The 17942-nt window shown below is 61.3% G+C and carries 16 protein-coding genes; 13 read left to right on the top strand and 3 right to left on the bottom strand.

The window, feature by feature from the left end; all coding sequences use genetic code 11:
• Window positions 1–11: 11 nt before the first annotated feature.
• Complete coding sequence (locus GIW48_RS09390; RefSeq protein WP_017137188.1) at window positions 12–707, bottom strand: OmpA family protein; 696 nt, start codon at window positions 705–707, stop codon at window positions 12–14.
• Between the two features lie 190 nt (window positions 708–897).
• Here GIW48_RS09390 and GIW48_RS09385 point away from each other — a divergent pair, with 190 nt between their 5' ends.
• From GIW48_RS09385 to GIW48_RS09370, 4 genes are read left to right on the top strand one after another with little or no spacing between them, the layout of a single operon-like run.
• Window positions 898–1395, top strand: coding sequence for a DUF6231 family protein (locus GIW48_RS09385; RefSeq protein WP_017137187.1), 498 nt, complete (start codon window positions 898–900; stop codon window positions 1393–1395).
• Between the two features lie 4 nt (window positions 1396–1399).
• Entirely contained in the window at window positions 1400–1870 is a 471-nt protein-coding gene (locus GIW48_RS09380; protein WP_017137186.1) for a YchJ family protein, read from the top strand.
• A gap of 20 nt (window positions 1871–1890) precedes the next feature.
• A complete protein-coding gene (locus tag GIW48_RS09375; protein WP_017137185.1) occupies window positions 1891–2373 on the top strand; it encodes an LEA type 2 family protein in 483 nt (160 codons plus the stop codon).
• Window positions 2370–2582 carry an SEC-C metal-binding domain-containing protein gene (locus GIW48_RS09370; RefSeq protein ID WP_017137184.1) on the top strand — a complete coding sequence of 71 codons (213 nt, stop codon included), beginning with the start codon at window positions 2370–2372 and terminating at the stop codon, window positions 2580–2582. The genes GIW48_RS09375 and GIW48_RS09370 overlap by 4 nt, the downstream gene beginning before the upstream one ends.
• Window positions 2583–2706: 124 nt before the next feature.
• On the opposite strand, the gene GIW48_RS09365 is transcribed toward GIW48_RS09370, so the two are convergent.
• Window positions 2707–4092, bottom strand: a complete 1386-nt coding sequence (locus GIW48_RS09365) for an ATP-binding protein (protein WP_099548572.1) — start codon at window positions 4090–4092, stop codon at window positions 2707–2709.
• On the bottom strand, window positions 4089–4799 hold the full coding sequence (locus GIW48_RS09360; protein WP_017137182.1) for a response regulator: 711 nt from the start codon (window positions 4797–4799) through the stop codon (window positions 4089–4091). Before GIW48_RS09360 ends, GIW48_RS09365 begins: the two co-directional genes overlap by 4 nt.
• Before the next feature lie 197 nt (window positions 4800–4996).
• On the opposite strand from GIW48_RS09360, the gene GIW48_RS09355 reads away from it, so the two are divergent.
• The 9 genes from GIW48_RS09355 to GIW48_RS09315 all read left to right on the top strand — a co-directional run bounded on the left by GIW48_RS09355 (window position 4997) and on the right by GIW48_RS09315 (window position 17934).
• Window positions 4997–7381 (top strand): TonB-dependent receptor, encoded by a 2385-nt coding sequence (locus tag GIW48_RS09355; protein ID WP_236460218.1) that lies wholly within the window; start codon window positions 4997–4999, stop codon window positions 7379–7381.
• A gap of 25 nt (window positions 7382–7406) precedes the next feature.
• Complete coding sequence (locus GIW48_RS09350) at window positions 7407–8525, top strand: ABC transporter substrate-binding protein (protein WP_236460217.1); 1119 nt, start codon at window positions 7407–7409, stop codon at window positions 8523–8525.
• Between the two features lie 204 nt (window positions 8526–8729).
• On the top strand, window positions 8730–9788 hold the full coding sequence (locus GIW48_RS09345; protein WP_017137179.1) for a FecCD family ABC transporter permease: 1059 nt from the start codon (window positions 8730–8732) through the stop codon (window positions 9786–9788).
• Window positions 9785–10570, top strand: coding sequence for an ABC transporter ATP-binding protein (locus GIW48_RS09340; RefSeq protein ID WP_236460216.1), 786 nt, complete (start codon window positions 9785–9787; stop codon window positions 10568–10570). Before GIW48_RS09345 ends, GIW48_RS09340 begins: the two co-directional genes overlap by 4 nt.
• A 93-nt stretch (window positions 10571–10663) precedes the next feature.
• A complete protein-coding gene (locus GIW48_RS09335) occupies window positions 10664–11308 on the top strand; it encodes a glutathione binding-like protein (protein ID WP_170036474.1) in 645 nt (214 codons plus the stop codon).
• A 205-nt stretch (window positions 11309–11513) separates the two neighbouring features.
• A complete protein-coding gene (locus tag GIW48_RS09330) occupies window positions 11514–13955 on the top strand; it encodes a penicillin acylase family protein (protein WP_236460215.1) in 2442 nt (813 codons plus the stop codon).
• A 235-nt stretch (window positions 13956–14190) separates the two neighbouring features.
• Window positions 14191–15195: a ligase-associated DNA damage response exonuclease gene (locus GIW48_RS09325; RefSeq protein WP_017137175.1), complete on the top strand. Its 1005-nt coding sequence runs from the start codon at window positions 14191–14193 to the stop codon at window positions 15193–15195.
• Window positions 15192–16826 carry an ATP-dependent DNA ligase gene (locus GIW48_RS09320; protein ID WP_236460214.1) on the top strand — a complete coding sequence of 545 codons (1635 nt, stop codon included), beginning with the start codon at window positions 15192–15194 and terminating at the stop codon, window positions 16824–16826. Before GIW48_RS09325 ends, GIW48_RS09320 begins: the two co-directional genes overlap by 4 nt.
• Window positions 16827–17154: 328 nt before the next feature.
• Entirely contained in the window at window positions 17155–17934 is a 780-nt protein-coding gene (locus tag GIW48_RS09315; RefSeq protein ID WP_017137173.1) for a transporter substrate-binding domain-containing protein, read from the top strand.
• Window positions 17935–17942 lie beyond the last annotated feature (8 nt).

Genomic DNA, 17942 nt, shown 5'->3' with positions numbered 1-17942 from the left:
GGCAAGGGCTGTCAGCGGTTGATCTGGATTTCCACGCGACGGTTCAACGCACGCCCTTCAGCGGTTTTGTTGTCGGCCACTGGGTGGCTTTCGCCAGCACCGGTCACCGAGACAAAGTTGCTGCGAGGCACACCGGAGCTGACCAGGTAATCCGTCACCGAATGAGCGCGTTTTTCCGAGAGTTTCTGGTTGTAGGCATCTTTACCGACGCTGTCGGTATGCCCACTGACCCGCAGTTGCGCGCCTGGGGCTTCTTTTTTCAGGCGAGTGGCAATGATGTCGAGCTTGGTTTTGTCCGCTGCCGTCAACTTGGCCGAATCGAACTGGAAGTGCACATCGCGAATCACGATGGTTTCTTCCTTGACCACCACCACTTCCTCAACCACGGCGGCCGGCGGTGCGGGTGGGCAACCATTGGCATCGACCTGCACGCCTTTTGGCGTGCCAGGGCACTTGTCGCGGCTGTCCGGCACACCGTCACCATCTTCGTCGCCATCGCCATGCACCCAGCAATAGGCGCCGGCCATGCCGCCGATCAACAGCGCGCCTGCGCCCGCATAGGCTGAACTTTCAGTGGCGCCAATGGCAGCGCCCGTCACACCACCGACTGCTGCACAGGTGGGCCAATCGGTTTTTTGCAACCCTGCGCAACCTGTCAATACTCCGGTTAGCAGAACCAAGGGTAGAGCTGTCCGCATGATGCTCATGTGATTTCTCCTGAGGGGATCGGCGGGGGCCGACAGGTGGAGTAAAGACCGCTCTTTTCATCTGCGCCAGTACGCCACACCCCCGGTTTCATTGAGGATCGCCGCATTTGTAGGACTTTTCGCTGCCGCCCGCTCTAGGCCCGCACGCTCAGCCGCGCTAGTCTCTAGGGTTCTGATGTGAGGATCTGTGATGACCGCTGGTATTTCTTCCCGTACACCCCAGCAAGCCCTGGCCGCTTTGCTCGACTTGCACCAGCCCAAACGCCTGTTGTTGTTGGGCGCCAGCCAGTTTCCGGCGCTGGAGGCGTTCCAGGCCGAGCACCCGGACACCATCGTGGCCATCGCCCCGCCCGGGCCGTTGCCGGCAGAACTGGCGGCGCAGCGTTTTGACCTGGCGCTGGTGGTCGACTGCCTGGAGCACCTGTCAAAACCGCAAGGCCTGACCTTGCTCGGCGGCATTCGCAACCTTAATAGCAGCCGCATTGCGGTGCTGGTGGACCTGGGCGCCTGCGGCTGGAAAGACACCGACTTCTTCTCCCTGGCCCTGCAAGCCGGCGAGCGTTTCCAGCGCGACGAGCAGGTACTGACACTGTTTACCTATGATCTGCTTGACTACAAACAGGTGCCCGACTGGCTCAACGCCCGTTTCTGGGCCAACCCGGAAAATTTTGGAAAGTATTGGTGGTAACCCGATGAGTACATCCATTTGCCCCTGCGGCAGCGGCAACCTGTTGGATGCCTGCTGCGGCCACTATCACGCCGGCCACCCGGCGCCGTGCGCCACCGCGCTGATGCGCTCGCGCTACAGCGCCTATGTGCTGGGCCTGGTGGACTACCTGGTGGCCACAACCTTGCCCGCGCAGCAAGCCGGCCTGGACCGCATTGCGATCAGCGCCTGGAGCGCGCAGAGCACCTGGCTGGGCCTGGAGGTGGAAAGTTCGGAAGTGTTCGGCGGCCAGCCGGAACATGCATTCGTGACCTTTACCGCACGCTGGCATGACAGCACCGGCGAACACAGCCACCGTGAGCAGTCGTCTTTCGTACAGAATGACGGGCGCTGGTACTTCATCGATCCGACGGTTGAGTTCAAGGCCGGGCGCAATGATGTATGTTTGTGCGGCAGTGGCCAAAAATTCAAGAAGTGCTGTTCCAGCTACCTCTAATCACCCACAGGGAAAACGCCATGCTTCGGATGTACAGCTTGATGCTGGCGTTGACCTTGAGTCTCAGCGGCTGCGCGTCGTGGTTTGAAGACGATGCGCCTACGCCCCACGTCGCCCTGGTGAAAGTCGAGGTGGTACGGGCCAAGCTGCTGGAGCAGAAATTCAAACTGTGGTTTCGCGTCGACAACCGCGACGACGCCGACCTCACGGTGCGCGGCCTGATCTATAAGGTCAGCCTGGGCGGTTTTGTCTTGACCGAAGGCGAGTCCAACGAATGGCTGACCATACCGCCGCGCAGTCATGGTTTTTTTCGGGTGAAGGTGCGCACCAACCTCTGGCCGAAGATCCGCGATGTGGTGCAAATGCTCAAAAACCCGACCAAACCCGTGCCCTATCGCCTGGAAGGCGAGCTGAAAACCGGATTATTCATCGGTAATGACGTGCAGGTCGCCCACAATGGCGAGATAATCCCCGGCGATTTTATTCCGGAGCGACATCGATGACTCAGCAACCCCATGTCCATGGTCCTGACTGCAACCACGATCACGATCAGCATGATCACGGCCATGATCACGACCACGGCCATGTCCACGGCCCGAACTGCGGCCACGCTCACCAGGAGCCGGTGCGCAACGCGTTGAAGGACGTGGGTCGCAACGATCCGTGCCCGTGCGGCAGTGAGAAGAAATTCAAGAAGTGCCACGGGGCGTAAACGCTCAATACGGTCAATGTGGGAGCTGGCTTGCCTGCGATGGCGGTGGGTCAGCTGACACAGGTATAACTGTCAGACCGCTATCGCAGGCAAGCCAGCTCCCACATTTGCTCCGTATTTCAGATCAGAGCTTTCTCTGAAACTGCAACACCACCTCCAACCCCCCGCCTTCCCGATTACTCAAACTCAACCGCCCCTCATGCGCCCGCGCAATCGTGTGCGCAATGCTTAGCCCCAACCCGTAACCGCCCGTGTCGGCATTGCGTGAGCCTTCGATGCGGTAAAACGGTTCCATCACCTGCTCCAGTTGCTCCTGGGGAATCCCTGGGCCACGGTCACTGATGACGATTTTCAAACTGTCCACCTGATCCTCAACCCGCACCACCACCTCTCGGCCATAACGCACCGCATTTTCCAGCAGGTTCTGCACGCAACGCTTGAGGCTGCGCGCATAGCCCGGCAGCGGTTGCCGGGCGCGACCGACAATGGTCACGCTTTCGCCCACGTCTTCAAGGTCGGCCTGCAGGCTTTGCAGCAAGGCATTGATGTCGATGTTCTGCCGCGTCTCGTTGATTTCGCCGCTGCTGACAAAATCCAGGGTGCTGGAGACCATGTGTTCCATTTCTTCCAGGTCACTGCGAAACCGCTCCTTGGTGCGCGTGTCTTCGAGCATCTCGGTGCGCAGGCGCAGGCGTGTGATCGGCGAGCGCAGGTCGTGGGAAATCGCCGCCAGAAAGCGCGTGCGCTCGGCAATATTGGCTATCAACCGTTGCTGCATCGCATTAAACGCCTGGGCGGCGCGGCGCACTTCGGTGGGGCCGTCCAACGCTAACGGCGGGCGCTGGATATCCCGGCCCAGGGCTTCGGCGGCCTTGGCCAAGGCATTGAGCGGGCGGATGGCCAGGCGCACCGCCACCAACGCGATGATCACCAGCACCAGCACGCGCAGCAAATAGATGCGCATCACGTAGTCGAACAGTAAGTCCAGCGGCGACGTGCTGGTCCAGCCCTGCTCCTCACTGGCGTCCACCTGCAACCAGCGCCCATCGGGCAGGCGCAGGTCGATCAGGAACTGCCCGATGACCGGCTTGGAACTGAGCAGGGTCGAGAGCCCGGCGCCTTGCCCTTCGCCATCAACCAGAGACAGGCGCAGCAACATCAGGGTCTGGGCAGAACCGGTTTTCTCCGTCAGCACCTGCTTGATCAGCCGCTCGGTGGGCCGGTCACTGTCGGTCAACGTGCTCGGCGTGTTGCTGGCCTGATCGCTCAAGGTCAATTGAAAATGCGGCGTATTGAGCAGTTTGATCAACTGGTCGGCCTGCTGCGGGTCGCTGTGTACCAGGCGCACCACGTCTGCCAGGCGTGTGGCGATCAACCGCGCAGGAATTTCCAGCACCTGGCCATGCCGACGGTCGTACCAGATGCTGCTGGTCAGCGCCTGGGCCGCGAGCATGCCGCTGACCAGAATCAGCACCAGCCGCCCGAACAGCGAACGCGGCAGCAGTCTCACGACTCCAGCACCACATCATCGGCGGTCAGCATGTAACCCTCATTGCGCACGGTTTTGATCAGCCCCACCGGCAGCTGCGAGCGCAGGCGGCTGACACACACGTCGATGGAGCGGTCGAACGGCGTGCTGTCCTTGTCGAAGACATGGTTGAGCAAAAAGTCGCGACTCAACGGCCGGTTGGGGTGCTGCAACAGCAGGCGCAGCACACGGTAATCCGAGTTGCCCAGGCTCACCACCACGCCCTCGGGCGTGAGCAATTGCCGCGCCCGTGTGTCGAGTTGCCAGCCGGCAAAACGAATACTCGGTGCTTCATCCAGGCGTGCTCGATCGGGAAAGCTCTGCACCCGGCGCAACACCACCTTGATTCGCACCAGCAACTCACGCGGGTCGAACGGCTTGGGCAGGTAGTCGTCGGCGCCGATTTCCAGGCCGACGATGCGGTCGATCAACGAGCCTTTGGCGGTGAGCATCACCACCGGCGTGTTGGAACTGACGCGCAGTTCGCGGCACAGGCTCAAGCCGTCTTCGCCAGGCAGCATCAGGTCAAGCACGATCAGGTCGATCACATTCAGCGCCAGGCGGCGGCGCATTTCCTTGCCGTCGGCGGCGGTGGACACCTGAAACCCCGCGTCACTCAAGTAGTCGCAAAGCAACTGACGGATTTGCGGGTCATCATCAACGATCAGCAGGTGGTCAAGCTTGGCCATGGGCAGTCAATCCGAAAACTCAAAACGCAGGAGATAGCCGAAAGTTCATCCAGCGATACACGCAAATGTAATGGAATGTTGTGGGAAACCATAATCACGCATCAGCGATACAAAGCCAGGGTATGGCAGGCGGAATCGCTCTTTAGACTACCGAACCTAAATGAGAGTAATTGTAATTTAGACTCGGATCATCACCTATGTCATTGCCCACGCCCCAACGTCACACGCTGCACACAACCCTGGCACCGATGTTCGGTTTCCTCGCCGCCGGCAGTGTTGCGCCGACCGCCTGGGCCGATGCGCCGGCCGCCACGCCGAATGATTCGGTGGTAAGCCTGCCGCAAATCAAGGTCGACGGCCAGGAAGCCACCTCCACCTTCAAAGTCGACCGCGTGACCTCGGCCAAAATCAGCCAGCCGCTGCTCGACGCCCCTCAAAGCGTGACCATCGTGCCGCAGCAGGTGCTCAAGGAGCAGAACGCGCAAACCCTGCAGGAAGTGTTGCGCAACGTGCCGGGCATCACCTTCATGTCCGGCGAGGGCAACCTGGGCTGGGGCGATCTGTTTTCGATTCGTGGGTTTTCTTCCGAGCAAAGCCTGACCGTCGACGGCGTGCGTGACGCCGGCATGTCCACGCGCACCGACACCTTCAACCTGCAACAGGCTGAAGTGTTCAAGGGCACCGGGTCTATCGAATCCGGGGTTTCGGCAGTGGGCGGCAGCGTCAACCTGGTCAGTAAAGAAGCGCACCTGGGCGACGCCAACAAAGTCTCCGCCGGGATCGGCACCGACAGCTACCGACGCCTCACCGCCGACATCAACAAACAGCTGACCGACACCACCGCCGTGCGCATCAACCTGATGAAGCACTACAACCAGGTGGCTGACCGCGACGACGTGGACTACGACCGCTGGGGCATCGCCACCTCGTTCGGCTTTGGCCTGGGCACCGACACGCGGTTCTTCGTCGACACCTTCTACCAGAAAGACACCAACACCCCGGACGGCGGCGTGCCGATCCAGCGTGGCACCGACGGCCACCGCATGCCGGGTGTGAAACGTTCCAACTGGTACGGCGATTCCAGCCTGTATACGCAGGAAAACGAAACCACCTCGCTGACCGCACGCTTCGAACATGACTTCGACTGGAACGACGCCAACCTGCGCAACCAGACCCGCTGGGAACGCAGCGACAACTTCGCCGTACTGTCCCCGGCGCGTTTCTTCGCCGCCGACGCCAACGGTAAAAAAACCTGCAGCGGCGCCCGCTGTGCGACGTTGGGCTACACCGGCGTAGGCCCGATCAGCCCAGTGCCCGGCAGCACGGTGAATGCCTACACCGACTATGTGAACAACAGCAACACCGGCTACGGCATCCTGCGCGGCAGTGATTTCGGCTTGTCCAAGCGCTACACCATCCTCGATAACCAGACCGACTTCAGCTTCACGTTCAACACCGGCAGCCTGCAACACGCGGTGGTCAGCGGCCTGGAGTTCTATCACGAGACCTACGGCGGCCTGAAACGCAACGCCGAAGTACCCGCCGGCGACATGTTCTTCAACATGAACGACCCCAGCCACAGCTTCGCCAGCACCTACGTGACCAAAGGCGAAGGCGACCCGCGCTCGGTGATCGATAACGCCGGTGTCTACGCGGGCGACACCGTCACCCTCAACGAGCAATGGCAAGTGCTCGGCTCGCTGCGCTACGACAACTGGCGCGCGCAAACCAGCCAGCGCGGCCAGGCCGACATCAGCAGCACCGACGGCGCAGTGAGCGGTCGCGTCGGCGCGGTGTACAAGCCATTGCCGAACGGCAGCATCTACGTGTCCTACAGCGAGGCGGCGCAACCGTCGGCGCTGGGCGCGTCCACCAACAACCAGATCTACGGCGCGTCCACCACCAGCAACTACAGCCCGGCCAAGTCGAAAACCTACGAGATCGGCACCAAGTGGGACATTGCCCACGACAGGCTCAATGTCACGGCGGCGATCTTCCGCACCGAATTGGACAACGCCTGGGAATACCAGGACGGCGAATCCGCCCCGGTGCGCGCCCTGCCCGCCAAGCGTGTGGACGGCATCGAACTCGGCCTGCAAGGCAACATCACCCCGCGCTGGACCGTCTACACCGGTTTTTCGGCGCTCAAAAGCACGCAGACCAAAGGTATCAATAAAGGCGCGGAAGCCAAGAACGTCCCCGACCTGACCGCCAACCTGTGGACCACCTACGCCGTCACCGACGCCCTGAGCCTCAGCTACGGCGAGCAATACGTGGGCCGTCGCCGCTACAGCGACAACAAGGATGTCGGCGGTTTGAACAACAACAGCAGCTACGCCAACGGCCCGTCCGGCGTGTATGCGATCTACACCCGCGACCACGAAAAAGCCCCGGGTTACTGGCTGAGCAACCTGGCGGCGCAATACAAGGTGAACAAGGACACCACGGTCAACCTCAACCTCAACAACGTGTTCAACACGTTCTACTACAGCCAGGTTGGCGCGTCCCTTGACGGCTTCCAGCTCTACGGCATCCCAGGTGCCGCTCGCACGCTCACCGCCAGTGTCGATTATGAATTCTGATTGCCCCTCACCCGGAGTCCTTTCCATGTTCAAACCTCGTAACGTGCTTAAGCTCGGCGTGCTGTGCGCCGCGCTGGTCCTCGGCCACGCCGAAACTGCCGCTGCCCATGAAGTCACCGACGTGTTGGGCCGCAAGGTCGAGGTCAAAGACCACGTCAAACGTGTGGTGCTGGGCGAAGGCCGCTTGATTTCGGCGTTTGCCTTGCTCGACAAGGACGCGCCGTTCCAGCGCATCGTCGGCTGGCAGAACGATTTGAAGCTGCTGGACCAACACACTTACAACGCCTATGTGGCGAAGTTTCCTACGGTCAAAGACATCCCGTTGATCGGGCAAGCGTCGGAGCAGAGTGTCAGTGCTGAGGAGATTCTCTCGCTGAAACCGGACCTGGCGGTGTTCAGCATTTCCGGCCACGGCCCGACCGAACACAGCGCGGTGGCAGACGTGCTGGCCAAAGCCGGCATCCCGGTGTTGTTCGTCGACTTTCGCATCAACCCGGTGCAAGGCACCCACACCAGCATGAACGCGCTGGGCCAGGCCTTGGGCCGTGAAGCCCAGGCCAAGGCGTTTCTGGGTTTCTATGACCAGCACATCAAGGCCATCACCGACGCCGTTGCCACCTTGCCTGCCGCCGGCCCGCGCCCGAGTGTGTTCCTCGAATTGCTCGCCGGTGCCTGGCAGGCACCGGGGCACACCACCGGCAAAAGCGGCATGGGTGAAGTGATCAAGCTGGTCGGCGGGCGCAATATCGCCGCCGAGGTGGTGCCGGGTGCGCTGGGGGATATCAGCGTTGAATACGCGCTCAAGGCCGACCCGGATGTGTACGTGGCCACCGGCAACCACAAGCCTGGGCTGATTCTCGGCGCTGGCGTGAGCACCGATGAAGCCCGTGAGGCGTTTGATCGTGTGCTGGCGCGGCCGGAGTTCGCCAACCTGCGTGCCATCCGCGCAGGCGATGCCCACGGCCTGTGGCATGACTTTTACAACTCGCCATACAACTTGCTGGCGATTGAAGTATTGGCCAAATGGGTACACCCGGAACTGTTCGCCAAGCTCGACCCGCAAGCGACTATGGAACAGATCAACCAACAGTTTTTGGGGATGCCGCTGCAGGGTGCTTACTGGATTGACGCCAAAACCAAGTAACCCCTAGCGCCATGCACAAATGCAGGAATGCAGGAATGCAGGAATGCAGGAATGCAGGAATGCAGGAATGCAGTCAGTGTGGGAGCTGGCTTGCCTGCGATAGCGGTGTGTCAGTCACTGAATTAATCGACTGGCACACCGCTATCGCAGGCAAGCCAGCTCCCACATGTGGATTTTCGTTGTTTTCAACATTGTGTGAGCCCCATGACCACTCAAACCCTCGACCTTGCCAGCGCCACTCATGGCTATCGCCGTTTGCTGGCCCGGCGTGCCTGGCTGCTGGCGCTGCTCGGCATCGCGCTGGTCTGCGCCATTCTGGTGGACCTGGCCAGCGGCCCGTCGGGCATGGGCCTGCTGGCGTTGCTCGACGGCATCCTGCATCCGTCGCACCTGAGCGCCACCGACCAGGTGATCATCTGGAACGTGCGCCTGCCCTACGCGCTGATGGCGGTGCTGGTGGGTTGCGCGCTGTCTCTGGCCGGGGCCGAGATGCAGGCGATCCTCAATAACCCGCTGGCCAGCCCGTTTACGTTGGGCGTGTCGTCGGCGGCGGCCTTGGGCGCCTCGCTGGTCATCGTGTTTCCGGTGACCACGCTGTGGGTGTCGGCCAACACCGCGATTTCCATCTCGGCGTTTATCTTTGCCGCCGCCTCGGTGTTTTTGCTGCAAGCCATGTCACGCCTGCGCGGTGCGGGCGTGGAAAGCCTGGTGCTGTTCGGCATCGCACTGGTGTTCAGTTGCAACGCCGTGGTGGCTTTGCTGCAACTGGTGGCCACCGAAGACGTGCTGCAACAATTGGTGTTCTGGACCTTGGGCAGCGTGACCCGCGCCAACTGGGACAAGCTCGGCATCCTCGCCTTTGTGGTTGCCGTGGTGCTGCCGTTTTCCTTCGCCGCCGCGCCGCGCCTGACCCTGCTGCGCATGGGCGAGGACCGCGCACAAAGCTTTGGCGTGGATGTGAAGCGCCTGCGGTTTTTCTCGTTGCTGCGCATCAGCCTGCTGTCGGCCACCGCCGTGGCATTTGTAGGCACCATCGGCTTTATCGGCTTGGTAGGGCCGCATATCGCGCGGATTCTGGTAGGTGAGGATCAACGCTTCCTGCTGCCCGCCAGTGCGTTGACCGGCGCGTTGCTGCTGGCGCTGTCGTCGATTGCCAGCAAACTGATCATGCCCGGCGTGATTGTGCCGGTGGGCATTGTCACCGCCTTGGTGGGCGTACCGATTTTTGTGGTGTTGGTGTTCAAGCGCGGGAGGCAGTTATGAGTGCGGGCTTATCGGTACACAACGCCACTATCCGCTACGGGCGTCGGCAGATTGTGCATGAGCTGAGCTTGCCGACCCTGCCCCACGGCAGCCTCACCGCCTTGATCGGCCCGAATGGCGCGGGTAAATCCACGCTGCTGCGGGCCATTGCCGGGCTGGAAAAGATGCAAGGCGTGGTCAGGCTGGGTGACCTCGACCTGTCGGCCATGTCGGTGGCCGAGCGAGCGCGACGCGTGACGTACATGCCGCAAAACCTGCCGCCGGGCCTGAGCCTCAGCGTGATGGAAAGCGTGATCGCCGCGCTGCGTGTGGCCAATGTGGACGGCATTCCATTGTCCAGCGAGGCCTGCCTGGGCGAAGCCTTCGAAGCGTTGCAGCGTATCGGCATCGCGCATTTGGCCGATCAGCTGCTGAGCACGTTGTCCGGCGGCCAGCGCCAATTGGTCGGCCTCGCCCAGCTGATTGCGCGTCGCCCGCAAGTGATGCTGCTCGACGAACCCACCAGCGCGCTCGACCTTAATTACCAATTAAAAGTCATGGACTGCGTGCGCACGCTGGTGCGCGAACACAATTTGATCGCCGTGGTGGTGCTGCACGATATCAACCTGGCTGCACGCTTCGCCGACCATATTGCCGTGCTGCGCCAGGGCAGGTTGTACGCCAGCGGCGTGGCGGATGAGGTGCTCGACCCGGCGTTGTTTGCCGAGGTCTATGGCGTACAGGTGCGCATTGAGCGGTGCTCGCAGCAGTCATTGCAGGTGTTGGTCGATGGGGCGGTGTGATTGGCTTCTAAGGTTAGACGCAAATGTTTGATTGAATTATTGCCCCTTGATCATCACCTATAGAGACAGGCATTCGCTCATTTGGAGAGCTTCATGATCGACCTGTACTACTGGACCACCCCCAACGGTCACAAAGTATCGCTGTTCCTGGAAGAAGCCGGTTTGCCCTACACGGTGCACCCGATCAACATTGGCCAGGGCGAGCAGTTCAAGCCGGACTTCCTGAAGATCGCTCCCAACAACCGCATCCCGGCCATCGTCGATCACAGCCCGACCGACGGCGGCGCGCCGATTTCGCTGTTCGAATCCGGCGCGATCTTGCTGTACCTCGCGGAAAAAACCGGCCAATTCATTCCAAAAGACCTGCGCGGCCGCCAGGAAGCGCTGCAATGGCTGTTCTGGCAAATGGGCGGGCTGGGGCCGATGGCGGGTCAGAATCATCACTTCAGCCAATTCGCACCGGAAAAGATTCCTTACGCGATCAAGCGCTATGTGGACGAAACCGCGCGCCTGTACGGCGTGTTGGACCGACGCCTGGCGGACCGCGCGTTCGTGGCGGGTGAGGACTACAGCATCGCCGACATGGCGATCTACCCGTGGATCGTTTCCCACAAGTGGCAGAGCCAGCGTCTGGAGGACTTCCCGCACGTGCAGCGCTGGTTCAACAGCATCAAGGAACGGCCGGCGACGGTGCGGGCGTATGAACTGGTGCAGAAAGTGAATCCGCCAAAATCCTGATCTATGTGGGAGCTGGCTTGCCTGCGATAGCATCACCTCGGTGTAACTGACACACCGAGGCGTCAGCATCGCAGGCAAGCCAGCTCCCACATTGTTCTCTACCGGTCTCAAGATCTCACGCTTAACCCAAACTCCTGCTTGCGTCGTTTCGCCGCGCTCACTAACGTAGCGCCTTTAATGACGCTACCCCCGCAGGAGCTTTGCCATGGCCTCGCCAGCCCTCTCACACTTTATCCCCCGGTTCGGCGTTGCCGCGGCAGTGGCCAGTGCTTTAAGCCTGGCCGGTTGCCAGCTCCAGAGCACCCAGGACACCCTGCCGCCGGTGGCCGGTGTGCAACCGATCAAAGGCCTGGCACAGAATGTGTCGGTGCGCCGCAATGCCCAGGGCATGCCGTTGATCGAAAGCAACACCTTCCATGACGCGCTGTTCAGCCTCGGTTATGTACACGCCAGCGACCGCATCACGCAGATGGTCACTTTGCGCCTGTTGGCCCAGGGCCGCCTGGCGGAGATGTCCGGCCCGCAAGTGCTGGATGTCGACCGTTTCATGCGCGCGGTCAACCTGAAAAAAAGCGCCGGCGAGCTGTACAACGCTTCGTCGCCGCGCCTCAAGCGCTTCTTTGAAGTGTATGCCCGTGGCGTCAACGCCTACCTGTTCCGCTACCGCGACAAGCTGCCGCCGGACCTGGCCCAGACCGGCTTCAAGCCCGAGTACTGGAAGCCGGAAGATTCGGCGCTGCTGTTCTGCCTGCTGAATTTCAGCGAGTCGAGCAACCTGCAGGAAGAACTCTCGTCGCTGGTGCTGGCGCAGAAAGTCGGGGCCGACAAGCTCGCCTGGCTGACGCCGAGTGCGCCGGACGAGCCGATCCCGATGGACGAAGCCGACAAGCTCAAGGGCGTGAACCTCAGCCAGATCACCGGCCTTGCAGGGCTTGAAAGCGTCGGCCAGCAGTTGAACAGCCTCAACGCACTGGCCGTCACCACCTCTAACAACTGGGCCATCGGCCCGCAACGCAGCCGCAGTGGCAAAAGCCTGTTGGCCAGCGACCTGGCAGCCCAGCCACAAGCGCCATCGCCGTGGAACTACGTGCAGATCCGTGCCCCGAAATACCAGGCGGTCGGCGTCTCGATTGCCGGTTTGCCGACCCTGCTGTCCGGCTTCAACGGCAAAGTGGCGTGGAGCATGAGCGCGGTAAAAGGCGACACCCAGGACCTGTTCCTGGAGAAGGTAAAACGCCAAGGCAGCGCGTTGTACTACGAGAACAACGGCAAATGGCTACCGGCCGTCGTGCGCAACGAAACCTACTTCGCCCAGGGCCAGCGGCCGATTCGCGAAGTGGTGTACGAAACCCGCCACGGCGCCCTGCTCAACAGCAGCCAGGCACTCACCACCGGGTTCGGCCTGGCCCTGCAAACCGCCGACCTCAAGGACGACAAGAGCCTGGACGCATTCTTCGACCTGTCCCGCGCCCAAAGCGCCGGCAAGGCCTCGGACGCGACCCGGGAAATCCGCGCCATCGCCCTCAACATGATCTTTGCCGACGCGAGCAGCATTGGCTGGCAAGTCACTGGCCGCTTCCCCAACCGTCGCGAAGGCGAAGGCCTGCTGCCCTCGCCGGGCTGGGACGCGCGCTTTGACTGGGACGGCTACGCCGACGCGATGCTGCACCCTTACGATCAGGACCCGGCCCAAGGCTGGATCGGCACGGCCAACCAGCGCACCGCGCCACGCGGTTATGGCATGCAGTTGTCCAATTCCTGGGACGCCCCGGAGCGCAGCGAGCGCCTGGCACAACTGGCCAACGCCGGCAAGCATGACAGCCGCAGCATGATCGCCATGCAGTACGACCAGACCACCACGTTTGCCGCCAAGCTCAAGACCATGTTCCAGGCGCCGGGTATGGCCCAGCCACTGAAACAGGCAATCGATGCGCTGCCGGCAACCGAAGCTGTGAAGGCACGCGAAGCGCTCAGTCGCTTGATGGCGTTTGATGGCCGCCTGGCACCGACCTCCGCAGACGCGGCGATCTATGAGTTGTTCCTGCAGGAAAGCACCAAGCAGATCTTCCTCGACGAACTCGGCCCGGAAACCAGCGCCAGCTGGAAAGCCTTTGTCAGCAACGCCAACCTGTCCTATTCCGCCAACGCCGACCACCTGCTGGGCCGCGAAGACAGCCCCTTCTGGGACGACGTGCGCACCGCGCAAAAAGAAGACAAACCGGCGATCCTCGCCCGCAGCCTTGCCGCCGCCATCACCGCTGGCGACAGCCAATTGGGTGGTGATCACAAGGCCTGGCAGTGGGGCAAACTGCACACCACCACCTGGAAAAACACCAATGGCCAGGTGATCCGCGGGCCGTTTGCCAGTGGCGGCGACCACAACACCCTGAACCCGGCGCCGTACAGCTGGGGGCAGGATTTTGTCACCACCCAAGTGCCGGCGCTGCGCATGATCGTCGACTTCAGCCAAATCGAACCGATGATGGGTCAAGGTGGCATCGGCCAATCCGGCAACCCGGCCAGCCCGAGTTATGCGAACGGCATCGATGCGTCGCTCAAGGCGCAATACCTGAGCTTCCCGATGCAGCCGCAGAACTTTGACAAGGTGTACGGGAAAACCCGCTTGACCCTCACACCCGGCAAGTAACCCGGTGATCGTTCCCACGCTCTGCGTGGGAATGCATCCTGTGACGCTCCGCGTCACGCCATCAAAATGTGGGAGCTGGCTTGCCTGCGATAACAGTGTGTCAGTCACTAATTAATCGACTGACACACCGCAATCGCAGGCAAGCCAGCTCCCACATTTGATCGCCTGCATTTAGATAGAACTTCTCAAGTCTCGCTCCCCTCATACCTGATAAGCCCACTGCCCCGGCACGCCCATGGACCTTGTCATCGCCCGCCCCGAAGGCCTCTATTGTACTGCGGGAGATTTCTACATCGACCCATGGCGCCCGGTGGACCGCGCCGTCATCACCCACGCCCATGGGGACCACGCCCGCACCGGCAACCAGCATTACCTGGCCGCCGCTCCCGGCGAAGGCATCCTGCGTTCGCGACTGGGCCAGGACATCAACCTGCAAACCCTGGCCTACGGCGAAAAACTCATCCACCACGGCGTCACCCTGAGTTTCCATCCCGCCGGGCATGTGCTCGGTTCCGCGCAGGTGCGCCTGGAATACCAGGGCGAAGTCTGGGTAGCCTCCGGCGACTACAAAGTCGAACCCGATGGCACCTGTGCGCCCTTTGAGCCGGTGCGTTGCCACACCTTTATTACTGAATCCACCTTCGGCCTGCCGATTTACCGCTGGCAGCCCCAGGCGCAGATTTTTGCCGGCATCAATGATTGGTGGCAGGCCAATATCGCGGTCGGCAAAGCCAGCGTGTTGTTCTGTTATTCCTTTGGCAAAGCCCAGCGCATCCTGCATGGCATCGACGCCAGCATCGGCCCGATTCTCAGCCATGGCGCGGTGGAACCGCTGAACCGCGTGTACCGCGAGGCCGGCATCTATATCCCCGAAACCCTGTATGCCGGGGACTTCAAAAAGACTGACCCATTGCTGCGTCAGGCACTGATCATTGCGCCGCCGTCCGCCGGTGGCAGCAGTTGGATCAAGCGCTTCGGCGACTACAGCGACGCCTTCGCCAGCGGCTGGATGCGCCTGCGTGGCACGCGACGGCGGCGCGGTGTGGACCGAGGCTTTGTGCTCTCGGACCACGCCGATTGGCCCGGACTGCTGTGGGCCATCGCACAGACCGGCGCCGAACGGGTGATGGTCACCCATGGCTCTGTCGGCGTATTGGTGCGCCACTTGCGGGAAAAAGGCCTGGATGCCCAGGGTTTCACCACCGAATACGGCGATGACGAAGAAGAGGCCACGGCATGAAAGCCTTCGCCGAGCTGTACGCCAACCTCGACGCCACCACCTCCAGCAACGCCAAGCTGGCCGCGCTGCAAGCCTACTTCCGCCAGGCGCCACCCGAAGATGCGGCCTGGGCGGTGTACTTCCTCTCCGGCGGGCGGCCCCGGCAATTGGTGCCGACCCGTCTGCTGCGCGACATGGCCACCGCAGCATCGGGCATAGAACCTTGGTTATTCGAAGAAAGTTACCAGTCGGTAGGCGACCTGGCCGAGACCATTTCCCTGTTGTTGCCCGAATCCTCCTATACCTCGGAAGACGGGCTTGCAGTGTGGCTGGAGGAAAAGCTGCTGCCCCTGCGTGGCCTGCCGCCGCTGGAATTGGCCGAACGCCTGCCGGCGTTATGGGCGCAGCTCGATCAGCCGAGCCTGATGGTGTGCATCAAATTGATCACCGGCAGTTTTCGTGTCGGCGTGTCCAAACTGCTGGTCACCCGCGCCCTCGCCGCCATGGCCGACCTGGACAGCAAACGTGTGGCACAACGCTTGGTGGGCTACACCGATTTGTCCAACCGGCCTACGGCCGAAGGCTACCTCAAGCTGATCGCCGCCGAATCGTCCGACGAGCATGCGCAACGCGGCGGTCAGCCGTATCCGTTTTTTCTGGCCCATGGGCTGGCGCAACCGGTGGAGCAGTTCGACGCCTTGCTCGGCGCACCCGCCGACTGGCAGGTGGAATGGAAGTGGGACGGCATTCGCGCGCAACTGGTCAAGCGCGACGGTCGCCTGTGGGTCTGGTCGCGCGGTGAAGAGTTGGTCACCGAGCGCTTCCCCGAACTGCACAGCCTGGTCAGCGGCCTGCCGGATGGCACGGTAATCGATGGCGAAATTGTTGTGTGGAAAGACGCGGTGCAACCCTTCGCGCTGTTGCAACAGCGCATCGGCCGCAAAACCTTGAGCAAAAAGGTCCTGGAGGATGCGCCAGTCGCGGTCCTGGCCTATGACCTGCTGGAACATCAGGGCGACGATTGGCGCAACCACACCCAGGCCGAGCGCCGCGTCCAGCTTGAGCAAGTGATCGCGCAGTGCAACCAGCCCGTGCTGTTGCCATCGCCCTTGCTGACGGGCGCGAGCTGGAAGGACCTGGCGGAGCAACGCGAAGACTCTCGCCGCCTCGGCGTGGAAGGCATGATGCTAAAAGCCCGCGATGGCCTGTACGGCGTGGGCCGCACCAAGGACATGGGCGTGTGGTGGAAGTGGAAAGTCGACCCGTTCAGTGTCGATGCCGTACTGATTTACGCCCAGCGCGGCCATGGCCGCCGCGCCAGTCTGTACAGCGACTACACCTTTGCAGTGTGGGACGGCCCGCCCGGCACTGAACGCACGCTGGTGCCATTTGCCAAGGCTTATTCAGGGCTGACTGACGAAGAAATGCGCAAGGTCGACACCATCGTGCGCAAGACCACGGTGGAAAAATTCGGCCCGGTCAGCAGCGTAACGCCGAGCATGGTGTTTGAGCTGGGGTTTGAGGGGATTGCCTTGTCCAAACGCCACAAGAGCGGGATTGCCGTACGGTTTCCCAGGATGTTGCGGTGGCGGCAGGATAAGACAGTGGAAGAAGCCGACAACCTCGGCACGTTGCAGGATTTGTTGACCTGACCCCTTCCCCCCAAACACTGCAAAACCCTGTGGGAGCCGGGCTTGCCCGCGATGGCGGTGGGTCAGCTTAGAGAGATTGGGCAGACACACCGCTATCGCGGGCAAGCCCGCTCCCGCATTTTGAATTTCATTTGCTTCAAAATGGTGCGCTGAATTTTCCATGCCCATTTTCGGGCATCTCCTACACTCACATCTCCCTTATCCCACCTTTTAAAACACTCATTCGGAACTATGGTGCAGAAATTGCTACTTGTGATCCGTCTGACACCGTTCAGTAACAGTCCTAACCGCGCCACAAGCGCTTATCTTGGTTTCCAGGGATTACATAATGAAAAAAGCATTGCTGACCCTTTCTGCACTGGCTCTGTGCATGGCTGCTGGTACCGCGCTGGCCAAGGAATACAAGGAATTGCGTTTTGGTGTCGATCCTTCCTACGCGCCATTCGAGTCCAAGGCCGCCGACGGCAGCCTCGTAGGCTTCGATATCGACCTGGGCAATGCGATCTGTGCCGAGCTGAAAGTGAAGTGCAAGTGGGTTGAAAGCGACTTCGACGGCATGATTCCAGGCCTCAACGCCAACAAGTTCGACGGCGTGATTTCCTCGATGACCGTGACCGAAGCCCGTGAAAAGGCGATCGATTTCTCCAGCGAGCTGTTCTCCGGCCCGACGTCCCTGGTGTTCAAAAAGGGCGCGAACTTCTCCACGCCTGAGTCCCTCAAGGGCAAATCCGTGGGCTACGAGCAAGGCACCATTCAGGAAGCCTACGCCAAGGCCGTGCTGGACAAAGCCGGTGTGACCACCAAGGCCTACGCCAACCAGGACCAGGTCTACGCCGACCTGACCTCGGGCCGCCTGGATGCTTCCGTACAGGACATGCTGCAAGCCGAACTGGGCTTTTTGAAGTCGCCAGCCGGCGCTGACTACGAAGTCAGCAAGGCCATCGATGACCCACTGCTGCCATCCAAAACTGCGGTCGGTATCAAAAAAGGTAACAAAGACCTCAAGGCCTTGCTCGATAAAGGTATCAAAGCGTTACACGATGATGGCACCTACGCCACCATCCAGAAGAAACACTTCGGCGACCTGAACCTCTACAGCGGTAAATAACACCCCGG

This window comes from Pseudomonas sp. PA-6-3C, assembly GCF_021605825.1.
Lineage (GTDB): Bacteria > Pseudomonadota > Gammaproteobacteria > Pseudomonadales > Pseudomonadaceae > Aquipseudomonas > Aquipseudomonas edaphica.
Note: the sequence above shows the minus strand (reverse complement) of the source record. Positions and strands in the feature narration are given on the sequence as shown.